Source organism: Rahnella sp. PCH160 (assembly GCF_047784855.1).
Lineage (GTDB): Bacteria > Pseudomonadota > Gammaproteobacteria > Enterobacterales > Enterobacteriaceae > Rahnella.
Genome location: NZ_JBLOGT010000001.1, coordinates 1,908,671 through 1,924,744, shown reverse-complemented (window position 1 = coordinate 1,924,744; position 16,074 = coordinate 1,908,671). Strand labels below are relative to the sequence as shown.

The 16,074-nt window shown below is 51.0% G+C and carries 12 protein-coding genes and 1 pseudogene; 2 read left to right on the top strand and 11 right to left on the bottom strand.

All coding sequences use genetic code 11. The annotated features are described in order from the left end of the window. Positions 1-63: 63 nt before the first annotated feature. The 11 genes and pseudogenes from lpxD to rpsB form a co-directional block, all read right to left on the bottom strand. Positions 64-1,086, bottom strand: a complete 1,023-nt coding sequence (gene lpxD / locus ACM5QY_RS08960; protein WP_416120278.1) for a UDP-3-O-(3-hydroxymyristoyl)glucosamine N-acyltransferase — start codon at positions 1,084-1,086, stop codon at positions 64-66. Between the two features lie 2 nt (positions 1,087-1,088). Next, a complete protein-coding gene (gene skp, locus ACM5QY_RS08955) occupies positions 1,089-1,586 on the bottom strand; it encodes a molecular chaperone Skp (RefSeq protein WP_104924630.1) in 498 nt (165 codons plus the stop codon). A gap of 153 nt (positions 1,587-1,739) precedes the next feature. Then, a complete protein-coding gene (gene bamA / locus ACM5QY_RS08950; protein ID WP_416120276.1) occupies positions 1,740-4,160 on the bottom strand; it encodes an outer membrane protein assembly factor BamA in 2,421 nt (806 codons plus the stop codon). 36 nt (positions 4,161-4,196) lie between these two features. Continuing rightward, complete coding sequence (rseP, locus tag ACM5QY_RS08945) at positions 4,197-5,552, bottom strand: sigma E protease regulator RseP (protein ID WP_416120274.1); 1,356 nt, start codon at positions 5,550-5,552, stop codon at positions 4,197-4,199. Between the two features lie 41 nt (positions 5,553-5,593). Further along, complete coding sequence (gene cdsA, locus ACM5QY_RS08940) at positions 5,594-6,442, bottom strand: phosphatidate cytidylyltransferase (RefSeq protein ID WP_416120272.1); 849 nt, start codon at positions 6,440-6,442, stop codon at positions 5,594-5,596. Between the two features lie 9 nt (positions 6,443-6,451). Continuing rightward, a pseudogene (ispU, locus tag ACM5QY_RS08935) lies at positions 6,452-7,209 on the bottom strand ((2E,6E)-farnesyl-diphosphate-specific ditrans,polycis-undecaprenyl-diphosphate synthase). A 284-nt stretch (positions 7,210-7,493) separates the two neighbouring features. Further along, positions 7,494-8,690, bottom strand: coding sequence for a 1-deoxy-D-xylulose-5-phosphate reductoisomerase (gene ispC, locus ACM5QY_RS08930; protein WP_416120270.1), 1,197 nt, complete (start codon positions 8,688-8,690; stop codon positions 7,494-7,496). A 158-nt stretch (positions 8,691-8,848) separates the two neighbouring features. Beyond that, positions 8,849-9,406, bottom strand: a complete 558-nt coding sequence (frr, locus tag ACM5QY_RS08925; RefSeq protein ID WP_104924624.1) for a ribosome recycling factor — start codon at positions 9,404-9,406, stop codon at positions 8,849-8,851. Between the two features lie 108 nt (positions 9,407-9,514). Further along, positions 9,515-10,246 carry a UMP kinase gene (gene pyrH, locus ACM5QY_RS08920; RefSeq protein ID WP_101079218.1) on the bottom strand — a complete coding sequence of 244 codons (732 nt, stop codon included), beginning with the start codon at positions 10,244-10,246 and terminating at the stop codon, positions 9,515-9,517. Between the two features lie 158 nt (positions 10,247-10,404). Continuing rightward, positions 10,405-11,256, bottom strand: a complete 852-nt coding sequence (gene tsf / locus ACM5QY_RS08915; protein ID WP_416120268.1) for a translation elongation factor Ts — start codon at positions 11,254-11,256, stop codon at positions 10,405-10,407. Positions 11,257-11,403: 147 nt separating this feature from the next. Beyond that, positions 11,404-12,129, bottom strand: a complete 726-nt coding sequence (gene rpsB / locus ACM5QY_RS08910; RefSeq protein WP_416120267.1) for a 30S ribosomal protein S2 — start codon at positions 12,127-12,129, stop codon at positions 11,404-11,406. A 367-nt stretch (positions 12,130-12,496) separates the two neighbouring features. On the opposite strand from rpsB, the gene map reads away from it, so the two are divergent. Continuing rightward, positions 12,497-13,288 (top strand): type I methionyl aminopeptidase, encoded by a 792-nt coding sequence (gene map / locus ACM5QY_RS08905; protein ID WP_416120265.1) that lies wholly within the window; start codon positions 12,497-12,499, stop codon positions 13,286-13,288. 95 nt (positions 13,289-13,383) lie between these two features. Next, entirely contained in the window at positions 13,384-16,074 is a 2,691-nt protein-coding gene (gene glnD, locus ACM5QY_RS08900; protein ID WP_416120264.1) for a bifunctional uridylyltransferase/uridylyl-removing protein GlnD, read from the top strand.

Here is a 16,074-nt window from a genome sequence, read left to right as displayed (position 1 = left end):
AATAGGAACGAATGCCGCAGGTTCACCCCGGAAGGGAACACAAAGCAGCACCGTAGGTGGTAATTAGTCTTTTTCGATTTTACGCTCGACAGCTTTCAAGCGCTTATTCATCTCGTCAATATTCATTACCAATGCAGCCGTCTTACGCCAAACTTTATTCGGTTGTAACGGAATACCGGAGGAGTATACCCCAGGTTCAGTGATTGGTCGCATTACCATTCCCATTCCGGTTACGACAGCCTGGTCACAAATCTCCATGTGACCATTGATAACACTGGCTCCGCCGATTTGGCAGTAGCGTCCAATTTTCAGACTACCGGCCATAATAACACCGCCGGCCACCGCCGTATTGTCTCCAATCACGACGTTGTGTGCAATCTGGCATTGATTATCAATGATAACGCCGTTGCTGATAATGGTGTCATCCAGGGCGCCACGGTCAATCGTGGTACAGGCACCAATTTCGACGCGATCGCCAATGATGACTGTCCCCAACTGAGGGATTTTGATCCAGTTGCCGCGATCGTTGGCATAACCAAAACCGTCAGAACCGATCACCGTACCCGACTGAATCAGGCACTGCTCGCCAATCTCAACGCAGTGATAAATTGAAACGTTGGCCCACAAACGTGTACCCGCGCCTATTTTTGCCTCTTTACCAATAAAGCAGCCTGCACCGATGACGACATTGTCACCCAACACAACGCCTGATTCGATGACTGCATTTGCGCCAACCGAGACATTCTTACCTAACGAAGCACTATCAGAAATCACTGCGCTCGCAGCAATATCCTGTGCTGGTGCTGGCGTGGTATCCAGCAACTGCGCCATACGTGCGTATGTCAGGTAAGGGTTTTTAACCACTAATGCCGCTGTAGGGCAAAATGGCAGATCCGCTTCCGTCAACACTACGGCACCTGCGGTACAGGAGGCCAACTGTTCACGGTAACGGCTGTTTGATAAAAACGTGATTTGCTCAGAGTGTGCGGAATGCATTGAAGCAACGCCGGTGATGGCAATTTCGCCATCACCGTGCAATTGTGCATCCAACTGCTGCGCGAGATCAGCCAGTCGAATTGAAGACATGTTTATTTAACCTGTTTCAGCACATCAGCAGTAATATCTTTGTCATTGCTTGCGTACGCGATTGCGTTTGCATCAATAACAACATCATAACCTTCTTTGCTGGCAACAGATTTCACAGCGTCCTGAATACGGCTCAGGATTTTGTTACGTTCTTCGCCCTGGCGACGACGGTTATCTTGCTCGAACTGCTGCGCTTTAGCTGAGAAAGCTTCACGCTGAGCCATTACGTCTTTTTCGAGTTTAGAACGATCGCTGGCTTTCATGGTTGCGCCATCACGTTGCAGACGTTGCATTTTGGTTTGCAGATCACGTTCCTGAGATTGCAAATCAGTTGCACGACTTTTGAACTCGTTTTCCAATTGTTTAGCCACAGCTTCACGAGCTGGCATTTGTTGGAAAATGCTAGCGACGTTAACGATAGCAATTTTGTCAGCAGCCTGAACGCTAGCTGAAGAAGCCATAACTAAACCGAGGCCTGCGGCATATAACCACTTTTTCACTATAAACTCCTTCCATCACCCGTTTGTGCCATCTGGCACAGTAAATTACACAAAACACCCGACATTAAAACAATACACGGGCCGAAACCCGTGTATCAAATTCAGCATCAGGCCATTGCGATTCTGCTGAATAAACTCTTTGCAGACAAAACGTTACCAGGTTTTACCAATGTTAAACTGGAACTGTTCCGCTTTGTCGCCTTCGTATTTCTTAACTGGCTGAGCGTAAGAGAACACCAGCGGCCCCAGAGGGGACTGCCATTGCAACGCCAGACCAGAAGACACACGAATGTTGCCAGGCTTACTGTAATCAGGTACACCCGCTGCAATAGTTTGCGGCGTGTTTTGCCAACCTGTATCCCAGACTGTACCGCTATCCACGAACAGAGACGTACGCAATGAGTTAGCGTATTTCTCGCTAACAAACGGAGTTGGAACAATCAGTTCCGCACTCAGGATGGCCATTGCGTTACCGCCCACTGCATCGCTCGAGTTATCAATCGGGCAGGTGCTGTACGAGGTATTCGCCGTAGTACATTTGTAATAGGCTGCTTTCGGACCGATGGTGTTCGACTGGAAACCACGAACACTGCTTGAGCCGCCGGCATAGAAGTTGTCATAGAACGGTACGTCTTTACCGCCCAGACCATCCGCATAACCTGCGCGCGCACGCCCCATCAGAACCCAATCACGATCCTGATTCAGCGGCATATAGCTGGTTGAATCGAATGTGATTTTATAATATTCGTTATCTGAACCCGGCACGGTGACTTTACCGTTCAGGCTGGCTTTGGTCCCGGACGTCGGGAAGTAACCACGGTCGAGGTTGTTATAACCCCAACCCAGACTCATGAAGAAGTCATCAGCACTGAAATCAGCATCTGAGTTATCGCTGGTCGTTACCGCAGGATTCAGGCCCACAGAGTTCAGATAACGGAACATGGCGATCTGAGGTTCCATATTGGACAGATCGTTGTGTACGTAATCCAGACCCAGACGCAATGAGTTGTTTTCATTGACAGGGAAACCCAGGTTGCCGCCAATACCGTAACTTCTGTTGGTATAGTCAGACAGGTCCGCATTATCCGCTTTAAAGTCGTTATAGAAAATACGACCGCCCAGACTCACACCATCAACGGTGAAGTACGGGTCTGTAATCGTGAATTCTGCGTACGTCTGGTAATCATTTTTCGTACCGCTGATGCCTACGGAGTTACCCGTACCCAGCCAGTTGTCCTGCTGGACGCCGACCTGGAAGCTGACACCACTTTCAGTACCGTAACCGACACCAAAGTTGAAAGTACCGGTGTTACGTTCTTTCACTTTGTAGACCACATCAACCTGATCCGGTGAACCCGGAACCCGTTGTGTATCCACATCAACAGTTTCGAAGTAACCCAGACGGTTCAGGCGCTCTTTACCTTTATCGACCAGATCATTACCTAACCAGGCACCTTCCATCTGACGCATTTCACGGCGCAGAACACTGTCTTTGCTGGTGTCATTGCCTTCAAAGCGAATATGACGCACATAGAAACGGTTACCCGCATCCACGTTGATATGCAGTTTTACTGTCTTGTCAGCATCGTTAATTTCAGGCTGCGTTGTCACACGCGGATAGGCATAGCCATAACGGCCCAACATCTGCTTGATGTCGTTTTCCATCTTGGTGACTTTAGCGCCGTTGTACAGCTCGCCTTTATCAATTTTAGTCAGGCTTTGAACTTCAGCTGAGTGGCCCGCCATGCTGCCGGTCACGTCAACGCCAGAAAGTTTGTACTGCTCACCTTCTGTGATGTTCAACGTAATGTAGATGCCTTTTTTGTCGGGCGTCAGGCTGACCTGCGTCGAATCAATATTGAAACGGGCATAACCGCGATCCAGATAGAAGCTGCGCAGGGTTTCAAGGTCACCCGCCAGTTTCTGCTTCTGGTATTTACGGTCGCCGACCACGTTCCACCAAGGCACTTCATCGCGCAGTTGGAAGCGTGAAATCAGTTCATCCGTTGAGAAGGCATGGTTACCCACAATGTTGATCTGCTGAATCTTGGCAGAAACACCTTCGGTAAACACCAGTTTCAGGTCAACACGGTTACGCGGTAAAGGGGTCACAACCGCTTTTACCGACGCACTGTATTTGCCGACGCTGTAGTAGAAATCTTCCAGGCCTTTTTCAATACTGCCGATAGTTGTACGGTCAAGCGCTTCGCCAACGCGGACGCCAGAGGCTTCCAGGTTTTGTTTCAGCATGTCATCTTTCACCGATTTATTACCGGAGAAAGTGATGCTGGCAATGGTTGGACGTTCTTTGACCTGAACAATCAGAGAATCACCATCGCGAAGGACGCGAACGTCCTCAAAGTTGCCAGTGGCAAACAATGCGCGAATGGTATTACTGATATCATCGTCAGTAACGGTATCACCGACACGAACCGGCATATTGAGTAACGCCGCACCGACGGCAACTCGCTGCAGGCCTTCGAAATGAATGTCTTTCACTACGAAACCGTCTGCACCGTATACGGTGGCGCTGCCAAACAGCAGCGACGCTATGAGCAACTTTTTGATCGCCATCGTTGTTATGCGTTCTTCCTAACCTAATCTCAGGTCTTAGAGACGAGAGAAATCATTGAAAAGTGCAAGCCCCATCAACAACACCAGCAAAACTGAACCAATGCGGTAACTGAAGTCCTGAACTCGCTCGGAAACTGGCCCACCTTTAAGCTTTTCTATTGCAAGAAATAGCAGGTGGCCACCATCTAATACCGGTAATGGGAAAAGGTTGATGATCCCCAGATTGACACTGATGAGTGCCAAAAACGTGAGGTAAGACACCAACCCATACTCCGCTGACATTCCTGCGCCCTGTGCGATGGAGATTGGGCCACTCAGATTGTTCAGCTTCACATCCCCGGTAATTAACTTACCCATCATGCTCACGGTGAGTTTCATCAGTTGCCAGGTTTTATCCCCGGCCTCATAAAACGCCACAAACGGACCATACTGACGGATTGTTTTGTACTCATCAGGCAGCGGCACCACTTTCGGAACCACACCAGCAAAACCCTGTATTTTGCCTTTACCTGCAGACTTCGTGTCCGGCGTCAGTGTTAAAGCGATGGGAGAACCACCCCGCTCAACGTCCAGAAGGATTGGCTTGCCGGGATTGTCACGCACCTGAATGACAAACGACTGCCAACTATCCAGAATCTGACTATCGACTTTAACGATCCTATCTCCGGCTTGCAAACCCGCCTTCTGCGCGGCTGAATCTGGCTGCACTTCCTGCAAGACAGATTCTATCTGCGGACCTCGTGGAATCATACCCAAAGAGACCACCGGATCCTGCTTTTCAGGATCAAACTGCCAATGACGTAAATCCAGTGTTTTCTCAACGACCTGATTGGAGCCAAAAGGAGCAACTCCGACGGTCGTTTGATCATCACCAATTTCGCCAATCAACGCCATACGAACTGAATCCCAATCAGGCGTTTCGATACCGGCAACAGACTTTAGTTCCATTCCCGGAGAAATATTGGATTGCGCAGCGATTGAATTTGCAGCCACATTTGCAACGACCGGACGCACGCTCGGAACACCAATAACGAAAATCACCCAGTATGCAAAAATAGCAAAGATGAAATTGGCAATCGGCCCGGCACTGATGATAGCAGCGCGTTGCCAGATTTTTTTGTTATTGAAGGATTGATGACGAAATTCAGGCGCGACAGCCTCGACGCGTTCGTCGAGCATTTTGACGTAGCCCCCGAGAGGAATAATGGCGAGCACATATTCGGTTCCCTGACGGTCGGTGCGACGCCATAGCGCGCGACCAAACCCGACAGAAAAACGTTCTACACGCACACCACAACGACGAGCAACCCAGAAATGGCCGAACTCGTGCACGGTGATAAGCACCCCCAATGCGACGATAAAGGCGGCCAGGCTCCAGAGTATGTTCATCATATGTCCAACTATTCCTTAGAAAACTTCACCGTCGGCGACGGTTAATACACTAACAGCATCAGACAGGCGAATACAGGAACCGCGGCAGTCAGGCTGTCGATACGATCCAATATTCCGCCATGACCCGGTATCATATTACCACTGTCTTTGATTCCGGCTTCACGCTTGAACATGCTTTCCGTCAGGTCGCCCAGCACAGAAGCCAGTGCAGCAACCACAGAACAAATCAGTAATGTTGCCGGCTGCACGCTCAATGGCGCGTAGCGACCAAACAACCAGGCTATCAGGGCAGACGTTACCAGGCCACCGATAAACCCTTCCCAGGTTTTCCCCGGAGAAACTTTAGGTGCCAGTTTATGCTTACCGAACAACTTACCAAACAGGTAAGCGCCGGAGTCAGCACCCCAGACCAGCAGCATCACATATAACAGCCACCACGCACCGGTGTGAGGATTCTCAGCATAACCATACTGGCGCAGCGCGACCATACCCCAGAAGAATGGCACAATCGTCAGCACGCCAAACAACACACGCAATACACGAGAATGCCGCCAGAATGCAGCCGAAGCCGGATACGCGACAACCAAAACTAACGCCAGGCACCACCATGCAAGTGCCGCCCATAACGAGCCGCTGACTTGCGGTAAGTGTACGCTGTGATGATAAGCCGGAATGCTCAGCATCATGGCGGCTAACAGAAAACCACAGAGTATAGCGAGCCAGATACGCTGACTACGGCTTGCAAACCCGGCAAACTGGCCCCATTCCCACGCGGCCAACATGCAAACCACGAGGGTGACAATGGCAAAACCCACCGGCGGCAACAAAAAGAGTGCTGCAATAACAATCGGTATTAAAATCAGAGCTGTGATAATGCGATACTTCAGCAAATGTTCTCCCTAGGACGCATCGGCGCCGATAGGTGTAGTCCCCCGAAGCGGCGCTCTCGCTGTGCAAACGCGGTCAGCGCACCTTCAAAGGTGTTTTCATCAAAATCAGGCCAGAGGACATCGGTAAAGTAGAGCTCCGCATAGGCAATCTGCCACAGCAAAAAGTTACTGATCCGATGTTCCCCACCGGTTCTGATCACCAAATCGACGGGTGCCAGTTCGCTCATACAGACCGCTGAGTTCAGCAATTCTTCTGTAATTTGCTCTGCCCGCAATGTACCGGCTTCTACCTGTCCGGCCAGCGTCTTCACGCCCTGAAGAATATCCCATCGGCCACCGTAATTTGCAGCGATGTTCAGGGTCAGACCGTCGTTGTTTTGAGTAAGTGTTTCTGAACGACGAATGCGTTCTTGCAGACGAGCACTAAAACGACTGACATCGCCAATGATCCGCAACCTGACATTGTGTTTATGCAGGCTTTTAACTTCGCTGTCCAACGCGCGGACGAACAGCTCCATCAACGCAGAAACTTCCTGAGCCGGACGATTCCAGTTTTCACTACTAAAGGCATAAAGCGTGAGTGCATCAAGATGATGATTGGCAGCAAAGCTCACTGCTTTACGCACTGACTTCACTCCCGCTTTATGACCAAAAACCCTCATTTTACCCTGACGTTTTGCCCAGCGTCCGTTGCCGTCCATGATAATGGCTACATGGCGAGGTTGAGAGCAACACATATCAGACATCTGTTGATTTTCGAGGGACATAACGCGTACTCATTTCCTTTTATCAGAACACAACGACTTTCCAGCTGACCTAAGCCTGATAGGGCTCACGCCACAACGTTAGCTGACGCGGCACCTTTTATCGAGGGTGCGGCAACACGCGCAAAAAAGCCGTGTCTCCCTTGCAGGCACGGCTTACACTGACAGCTCACCGATTCCACCTTTAACATTCAGGCTCAAAAAAGCCAAATCTACTGTCAGCGTGGCGCAGACTATACCATTTCAATGTGACGCTAACAAACTGCTGCATAAGCACTAAACCGGTCTTATCGCGCAAACCCAGGAAGTTTATCTTTTGCCGATGCGCGTGCGCTAGCATCAATCTCCAACACTTCCTCAACAGAAGTCGGTTCGGCGCTCACTAACTGTTCCATGACCTGACGATTCAGCGAAGCAATGTCGGTAAAACGAATTTCACCCTTCAGGAAAGCCGCCACCGAGATTTCATTCGCAGCATTCAGCGCCGTGGTGGCTGCCTGCCCGGTATTGCTGGCTTCGATAGCAAGCTGGAGGCAGGGATAACGTGCATAATCCGGAGCGCTGAACGTCAGTGCGCCCATCGTACAAAAATCCAGTGCTTCAACGTCTGTCGCCACCCTTTTCGGATATGCCATGGCATGCGCAATAGGCGTCCGCATATCCGGTGAACCCAACTGAGCCAGTACGCTGCCGTCGCGGTAGCGAACCATCGAGTGGATCACCGATTGTGGATGGATAATGACTTCCATTTCGGCGGCAGACGCATTAAACAGCCAGCGCGCTTCAATATACTCCAGCCCTTTATTCATCATCGTGGCGGAGTCGACAGAAATCTTACGCCCCATTGACCAGTTTGGATGAGCGCATGCCTGATCGGGTGTCACTCTGCTGAATTGATCTAAAGGCAATTCGCGGAATGGCCCGCCGGAACCGGTAAGAACAATTCGGGAAATCCCATGTTCTTCAAGGGAAGCATAGCCCAGTTGTTTCTGAACGGACTCAGGCAAACTCTGGAAAATGGCATTATGCTCGCTGTCGATGGGTAAAAGCTGAGACTGGCTTTGACGGACGGCATCCATAAAAATGCGGCCACAGGTCACCAGAGACTCTTTGTTTGCCAGAAGAACTTGCTTACCGGCACGAACGGCAGACAGCGTCGGTAACAGCCCAGCGGCACCAACAATGGCAGACATCACCTGATCGACATCATCAAGCGCCGCCAGTTCGATAGCTGCGTCAGTGCCGGAAAGGACTTCGGTATTGATTCCCTGTTCCGAGAGGATAGCCCGCAACTGGCGCGCGGCAGACTCATCCGCCATCGACGCATACGCCGGCCGGAATTCCAGACATTGCTGCGCCATGACATTGACATTGCGGCCCGCAACCAGCGCCTTTACTGAAAATGCGTCAGGGTTAGACCGGACAACGGAAAGCGTGCTGGTGCCGACAGACCCTGTCGAACCAAGAATAGTCATTTGTTTCATGAAAATGCCCGGGATAACGCGCGTAAATTCGGAAAGTGCACAGTCTGAAACCTCTTATCGGGCTTGTCCATGAGATTGTGCAGACAGATAAAAGAATTGAAGGCCACTTAAAAACAAAGCGCCGCAGTAGCGGCGCTTTATAAGAGAAATAAGCCGGATTAGAAATCCATCAACTCAGTTTCTTTTTCAGCTAAAGCAACGTCGATTTTCTTGATGAAAATGTCAGTCAGTTTCTGAATATCGTCCTGAGAACGGCGATCTTCATCTTCGCTGATTTCTTTGTCTTTCAGCAGTGCTTTGGTTTTGTCGTTAGCGTCACGGCGGACGTTACGCACAGAAACACGGCCCTGCTCTGCTTCGCCACGCACGACTTTGATCAGGTCTTTACGACGCTCTTCAGTCAGTGCCGGCAAGGGGACGCGAATGGTCGCGCCAGCAGAAGACGGGTTCAGGCCCAAATCAGAGGTCATGATCGCTTTTTCCACCGCGGCGCTGATAGAGCGGTCGAATACGGAAATAGCCAGAGTACGGGAATCTTCAACCGTGACCTGAGCCAGCTGACGTAATGGCGTAGATGAACCGTAATAATCGACCATGATACCGTCAAGAATGCCGGGTGAAGCGCGGCCAGTGCGGATTTTGCTGATATGCGTTTTGAATGATTCAACGCATTTTTCCATACGAATTTCAGCGTCTTTTTTAATTTCGTTAATCACGTTGTGAACCCTTGAAAGCTGGTTACCTGGCAGACCATAACATCAGTATAGTCCGTGAATACTTATGCCAGCACAGGCTGGCTGAACGTAACGTTCAATTGTGAAGGATCACTCCGCGTTAGAAATCAGCGTCCCTTCGTTTTCACCCATCACCACTCGGCGCAGTGCGCCCGGTTTATTCATGTTGAAAACACGAATTGGCAGATTGTGATCGCGAGCCAATGTAAACGCCGCCAGATCCATTACTTTCAATTCCTGCTCCAGCACTTCCTGATAGGTCAGTTTTTCGTACAGTGTCGCTTCCGGGTTTTTCACCGGGTCGGCAGAATAAACGCCGTCGACTTTGGTGGCTTTTAATACAACATCGGCTTCGATTTCGATACCACGCAGGCACGCTGCAGAGTCAGTGGTAAAGAATGGATTGCCTGTACCGGCAGAGAAGATCACCACACGGTTGTGACGCAACAGGCTGATCGCTTCTGCCCAGCTGTAATTATCACAAACACCGTTCAAAGGAATTGCGGACATCAGACGTGCATTAACATATGCACGGTGTAACGCGTCACGCATCGCCAGACCATTCATGACAGTCGCCAGCATACCCATATGGTCGCCTACAACACGATTCATGCCAGCCTGCGCCAGACCCGCACCGCGGAACAAGTTACCGCCGCCGATCACAACGCCTACCTGAATGCCGAGTTCGACCAGCTCTTTCACTTCCTGAGCCATACGATCTAATACACTCGCGTCGATACCAAAACCTTCACTGCCCTGCAGGGCTTCGCCACTGAGTTTGAGCAGGATACGCTGATAAACGGGTTTCGCATTGGTAGCCATGGTGTCTGTCCTAGAAGCAATGTGTCTTGATGGATAGTCAGTCTTTACATCATAGCGCTGCCTGAATGACCACACGCACAATGTAATAGGAATTTGGGGCTGGATAAAACGGAACCGCCCTTTCGCAGCGGTTCCGTTTCAGGTGTATCAGTTACTGATTAAGACTGTTTAGTCATTGCTGCAACTTCAGCAGCAAAGTCAGTCTCAACTTTCACGATACCTTCGCCCACTTCGAAGCGGATGAAGTTAACAACGTCAGCATTGTGCTCTTTCAGAACCTGGCCCACGGATTTGCTTGGGTCGATAACGAAAGGCTGACCAGTCAGAGAAACTTCGCCGGTGAATTTCTTCATGCGGCCTTCAACCATTTTCTCTGCGATTTCTTTAGGCTTGCCAGACTGCATAGCGATGTCCAGCTGTACCTGATACTCTTTTTCGACGACTTCAGCAGACACGTCTTCTGGTTTAACAAATTCAGGCTTGCTCGCCGCAACGTGCATAGCAATTTGTTTAACCAGCTCTTCGTCAGCGCCTTTAGCCGCAATCAGAACACCAATACGTGTGCCGTGCAGGTAGCTACCCAACACGTCGCCTTCCAGGGAAGCAACGCGACGAATGTTGATGTTCTCACCGATTTTAGCAACCAGTTGTACACGTTCTTCTTCGAACTGTGTTTTCAGAACTTCAACGTCAGTGATTTTGCCAGCAACCGCAGCGTCCAACACTTTGTCAGCAAATGCCTGGAAACCGGCATCTTTAGCAACGAAGTCAGTCTGGCAGTTAACTTCCAGAATCACACCGTAGTTGCCTTCGATTTTGGTTTTGATCACGCCGTCAGCAGCTACATTGCCTGCTTTTTTCGCCGCTTTGATCGCGCCAGATTTACGCATATTTTCAATTGCCAGCTCGATGTCGCCGTTAGCTTCAACCAGAGCTTTCTTACAATCCATCATGCCAGCGCCAGTACGTTCGCGCAGTTCTTTTACCAGGGCAGCGGTAATATCAGCCATTGTATTTTCCTCGATTATCTCAGTGCAAAAAGGCTTTTTGCGGTGAGATATTTCTCGCATTTAAGATAAGCAAAGGGGGCCAATAAAGGCCCCCTAACCAACATATTTCAATACCTGGTTAATAAGGGCTCTGCTGAGCTTGCCTTATTATTCAGCTTCTACGAAGCTTTCTTCTGCCTGAACAGCCAGATCTTGCGAACGGCCTTCACGGACAGTAGCTGCAACAGCGTTCAGGTACAGCTTTACTGCACGGATTGCGTCATCGTTACCAGGGATAACAAAGTCAACGCCATCCGGATCGGAGTTGGTATCAACAATGGAGAATACCGGGATACCCAGGTTGTTAGCTTCTTTGATTGCAATGTGTTCGTGATCAGCGTCAACAACGAACAGAGCATCAGGAAGACCACCCATATCCTTGATACCACCCAGGCTGTTTTCCAGCTTAGCCAGTTCACGAGTACGCATCAGCGCCTCTTTCTTGGTCAGCTTCTCGAAAGTACCGTCCTGAGACTGAACTTCCAGATCTTTCAAACGTTTGATGGACTGACGAACGGTTTTCCAGTTAGTCAGCATGCCGCCCAACCAGCGATGGTTCACGAAGAACTGGTCGCAGTTGTGTGCAGCTTCTTTTACCGCTTCGCTTGCTGCGCGTTTAGTACCAACGAACAGGATCTTACCTTTACGGGAGGAGATCTTCTGCAACTCAGCCAGAGCTTCGTTGAACATTGGAACAGTTTTTTCCAGGTTGATGATGTGAACCTTGTTACGTGCGCCGAAGATGAATGGCTTCATTTTCGGGTTCCAGTAACGGGTTTGGTGACCGAAGTGAACACCAGCCTGGAGCATGTCGCGCATGGAAACAGTTGCCATGATAAAACCTCTATTAAGTAGTTGGGGTTATGCCTCCACGTATCCCATAACACCGACCCTGCAGAACGAATTCCCAGAGCACCCCGGTGTATGTGTCGATACGTGTGTGTTATTACTTACGTTAATAAGTACACATATGAGTGAATTCGGCTTTAATCCCCCGGAGTCTGGGACCCAGAGCGGATTGCCGGCGCGTTTTATACCACAAATAACGGGCGGACAGCAACTTTAGTTCTCCGGATTGCGTACCGGAAAATGATAGTTTGGCAGGTAATATCAGGGCTGATACCATAAGCCACAGCTAATTATTGACGACATCGGTGCAGAAATAAAGCACACCCGATGAACAGAACCTGCAGGACTACTCATGGCTATTTCAATCAAAACCCCGGAAGATATCGAAAAAATGCGCGTCGCTGGCCGTCTGGCTGCGGAAGTGCTGGAAATCATTGAGCCTTACGTTAAACCGGGCGTCAGCACCGGCGAGCTCGACAGGATCTGTGCCGATCACATCGTGAACAAACAACACGCCATTTCTGCCTGCCTGGATTACCACGGCTTCCCGAAATCGGTCTGCATCTCTATTAACGAAGTGGTTTGCCACGGTATTCCGAGCGAAGACAAAATCCTCAAAGATGGCGACATCGTCAATATCGATGTTACTGTGATTAAGGACGGTTTCCATGGCGATACCTCTAAGATGTTTATCGCCGGTAAACCGACCATTCTTGGCGAACGTCTTTGCCGCATCACGCAGGAAAGCCTGTACATTGCCCTGCGCATGATTAAACCAGGTATCCGTCTGCGCACGCTGGGCAAAGAGATTCAGAAATTCGTGGAAGCCGAAAAATTCTCCGTGGTGCGTGAATATTGCGGTCATGGCATCGGCGAAGGCTTCCATGAAGAACCTCAGGTTCTGCATTACGATGCAGATGACGGTGGCGTTGTATTACAGGCCGGTATGGCTTTCACCGTTGAACCGATGGTCAACGCCGGTGATTACCGTATCCGCACCATGAAAGACGGCTGGACAGTAAAAACTAAAGATCGCAGCTTGTCGGCTCAGTACGAGCATACTATTGTGGTGACAGATAACGGTTGTGAAATTATGACGCTGCGTAAGGATGACACTATCCCGGCTATCCTGACGCACGACTAACAGTCCCCCGCTCGGCGCAGAGGGGTTAAATCTGAAATCAAACCGGCGAAAGCCGGTTTTTTTATCCTTAACGTGTAGGAATAGGCTGCGCATCTATGATTGAAAACATCTCTGCTGAAAAGAGCCTGCCACAGCAAACCTCGCAGGAACTCAGCCTCGCGTTCCCGCCACAGCCTGTTTCTCCTTGCGCCTATCCGGACGACGATTTAAACCGTCAGAGCCTTAAGCAGCATATGGAACAGTTCCAGGTCTGGCTGGCCGAAGCCTTTAATGCCGGGCAACATGCCGAAGCGCTGGTGGATGCGCGGGCGCATTACATTGACCAGCTTCTGCAACGTCTATGGACGTTTTACGGCTTTGACAATATCCCTGAAACCGCGATGGTTGCCGTGGGCGGTTACGGGCGCGGGGAATTGCACCCGCTGTCCGATATCGATGTGCTGGTACTCAGCCAGAAGCGCCTCAATGATGAGCAGGCGCAGCGCATTGGCGAGTTGATTACCCTGCTCTGGGATTTGAAACTGGAAGTCGGCCACAGCGTGCGTACGCTGGAAGAGTGTTTGCTGGAAGGACTTGCCGATTTAACGGTCGCGACCAACCTTATCGAATCCCGCCTGATTTGCGGCGATGTCGCCCTGTTTCTGAACATGCAAAAGCACATTTTCAGCGACGGCTTCTGGCCTTCTCCGAATTTCTTCCGCGCTAAAATTACCGAACAAAATGAGCGCCATCAGCGCTACTACGGCACCAGCTACGGGCTGGAACCGGATATCAAAAGCAGCCCCGGCGGCTTGCGCGATATTCACACCATATTGTGGGTCGCACGTCGCCATTTTGGTGCCACATCGCTCGATGAAATGGTCGCGTTTGGCTTCCTGACCAAAGCCGAGCGCAACGAACTGCTGGAATGCCAGAGCTTCCTGTGGCGCATCCGTTTTGCCCTGCATCTGGTGCTGCCGCGCTACGACAATCGTCTGCTGTTCGACAGACAGCAAAGCGTGGCACAACTGTTGCAATATCAGGGCGAAGGCAACCAGCCCGTCGAACGCATGATGAAAGATTTCTACCGCATGACCCGCCGGGTTGGCGAACTGAATCAGATGTTATTGCAACTGTTTGATGAGGCTATTCTGGCCATCGGCCCGAATGAAAAACCCCGACCACTGGATGAGAATTTCCAGTTGCGTGGTGATCTCATCGACCTGCGCGACGAATCGTTGTTTAAGCATCGCCCTGAAACCATTATCAGCATGTTCCAGCTGATGGTTCGCCATCGGGAAATCAAAGGCATTTACTCCACCACGGTGCGATTACTGCGCCATGCGCGACGCCATCTAAAAGAACCGTTGTGTATGATCCCGCAGGCGCGTGAAACGTTTATGTCGATTTTGCGCCACCCCGGCGCGGTCTCGCGTGCGCTGGTGCCGATGCATCGCCACAGCGTGCTCTGGGCTTATATGCCGCAGTGGGGGCAAATCGTCGGGCAGATGCAGTTTGACCTTTTCCACGCCTACACGGTTGATGAGCACACCATTCGTGTTCTGCAAAAATTAGAAAGCTTCGCCCATGAAGAAACGCGACCAAAACATCCGCTGTGTGTGGAGTTATACCCGCGCCTGCCACAGCCTGAATTACTGCTGATCGCCGCCTTGTTCCACGATATCGCCAAAGGGCGTGGCGGTGACCATTCCATTCTCGGCGCGCAGGACGTACTGGAATTTGCTGAACTGCACGGCCTGAACTCGCGCGAAACGCAGCTTGTTTCCTGGCTGGTGCGCTGCCATCTGCTGATGTCAGTCACTGCGCAGCGCCGCGATATTCAGGATCCCAACGAAATACAGCAATTTGCCGCAGAAATGCAGAGCGAAGTACGTCTGCGTTATCTGGTCAGCCTGACAGTTGCCGATATCTGTGCAACCAACGAAACGCTGTGGAACAGCTGGAAACAGAGCCTGATACGCGAGCTATACTTTGCCACAGAGAAACAGCTGCGCCGTGGCATGCAAAACACACCAGATCTGCGCGAGCGTGTGCGTCATCACCGTTTGCAGGCGCTAGCTTTGCTACGTATGGATAATATCGATGAAGAAGCGTTGCATCGCATCTGGAGCCGCTGCCGCGCCGATTACTTCCTGCGCCATTCGCCGAATCAGCTCGCGTGGCACGCCAGACATTTGCTTGAGCATGACTCCACCAAACCGCTGGTGCTGGTCAGCCGCCAGGCCACCCGTGGCGGCACCGAGATATTCATCTGGAGCCCTGACCGCCCGTATCTGTTCGCCACGGTAGCCGGTGAGCTGGACAGGCGAAATCTGAGCATCCACGACGCGCAGATTTTCACTAACCGTGACGGCATGGCGATGGATACCTTTATCGTGCTCGAACCAGACGGCAGCCCGCTGGCACAGGACAGGCATGAAGCCATCCGTTATGCACTGGAGCAATCGATGACGCAGGCTTATCAGCCGCCGCGTGCGCGACGTCCTTCGCCGAAGCTGCGTCATTTCAGCGTGCAGACCGAAGTCAGCTTCCTGCCGACGCATACTGACCGCCGGACTTACATGGAACTGGTCGCGCTCGATCAGCCGGGTCTGCTGGCCCGCGTCGGGGAAGTCTTCTCGGATCTGGGCCTCTCGTTGCACGGCGCGAGGATCTCGACCATCGGTGAGCGCGTAGAAGACTTATTTATTCTGGCAAACTCGGAGCGCCGTGCGCTGGATAAACAAACCCGCAAGGAAATCACACGCCGATTAACCGAGGCACTCAACCCGGGCGATAAAATGTGA

Bases quoted from the DNA above. Each gene is read 5' to 3' on its own strand.
- lpxD (WP_416120278.1), bottom strand. From the start codon at position 1,086: ATGTCTTCAATTCGACTGGCTGATCTCGCGCAGCAGTTGGATGCACAA.
- map (WP_416120265.1), top strand. From the start codon at position 12,497: ATGGCTATTTCAATCAAAACCCCGGAAGATATCGAAAAAATGCGCGTC.
- bamA (WP_416120276.1), bottom strand. From the start codon at position 4,160: ATGGCGATCAAAAAGTTGCTCATAGCGTCGCTGCTGTTTGGCAGCGCC.
- rpsB (WP_416120267.1), bottom strand. From the start codon at position 12,129: ATGGCAACTGTTTCCATGCGCGACATGCTCCAGGCTGGTGTTCACTTC.
- rseP (WP_416120274.1), bottom strand. From the start codon at position 5,552: ATGATGAACATACTCTGGAGCCTGGCCGCCTTTATCGTCGCATTGGGG.
- ispC (WP_416120270.1), bottom strand. From the start codon at position 8,690: ATGAAACAAATGACTATTCTTGGTTCGACAGGGTCTGTCGGCACCAGC.
- tsf (WP_416120268.1), bottom strand. From the start codon at position 11,256: ATGGCTGATATTACCGCTGCCCTGGTAAAAGAACTGCGCGAACGTACT.
- pyrH (WP_101079218.1), bottom strand. From the start codon at position 10,246: ATGGCTACCAATGCGAAACCCGTTTATCAGCGTATCCTGCTCAAACTC.
- glnD (WP_416120264.1), top strand. From the start codon at position 13,384: ATGATTGAAAACATCTCTGCTGAAAAGAGCCTGCCACAGCAAACCTCG.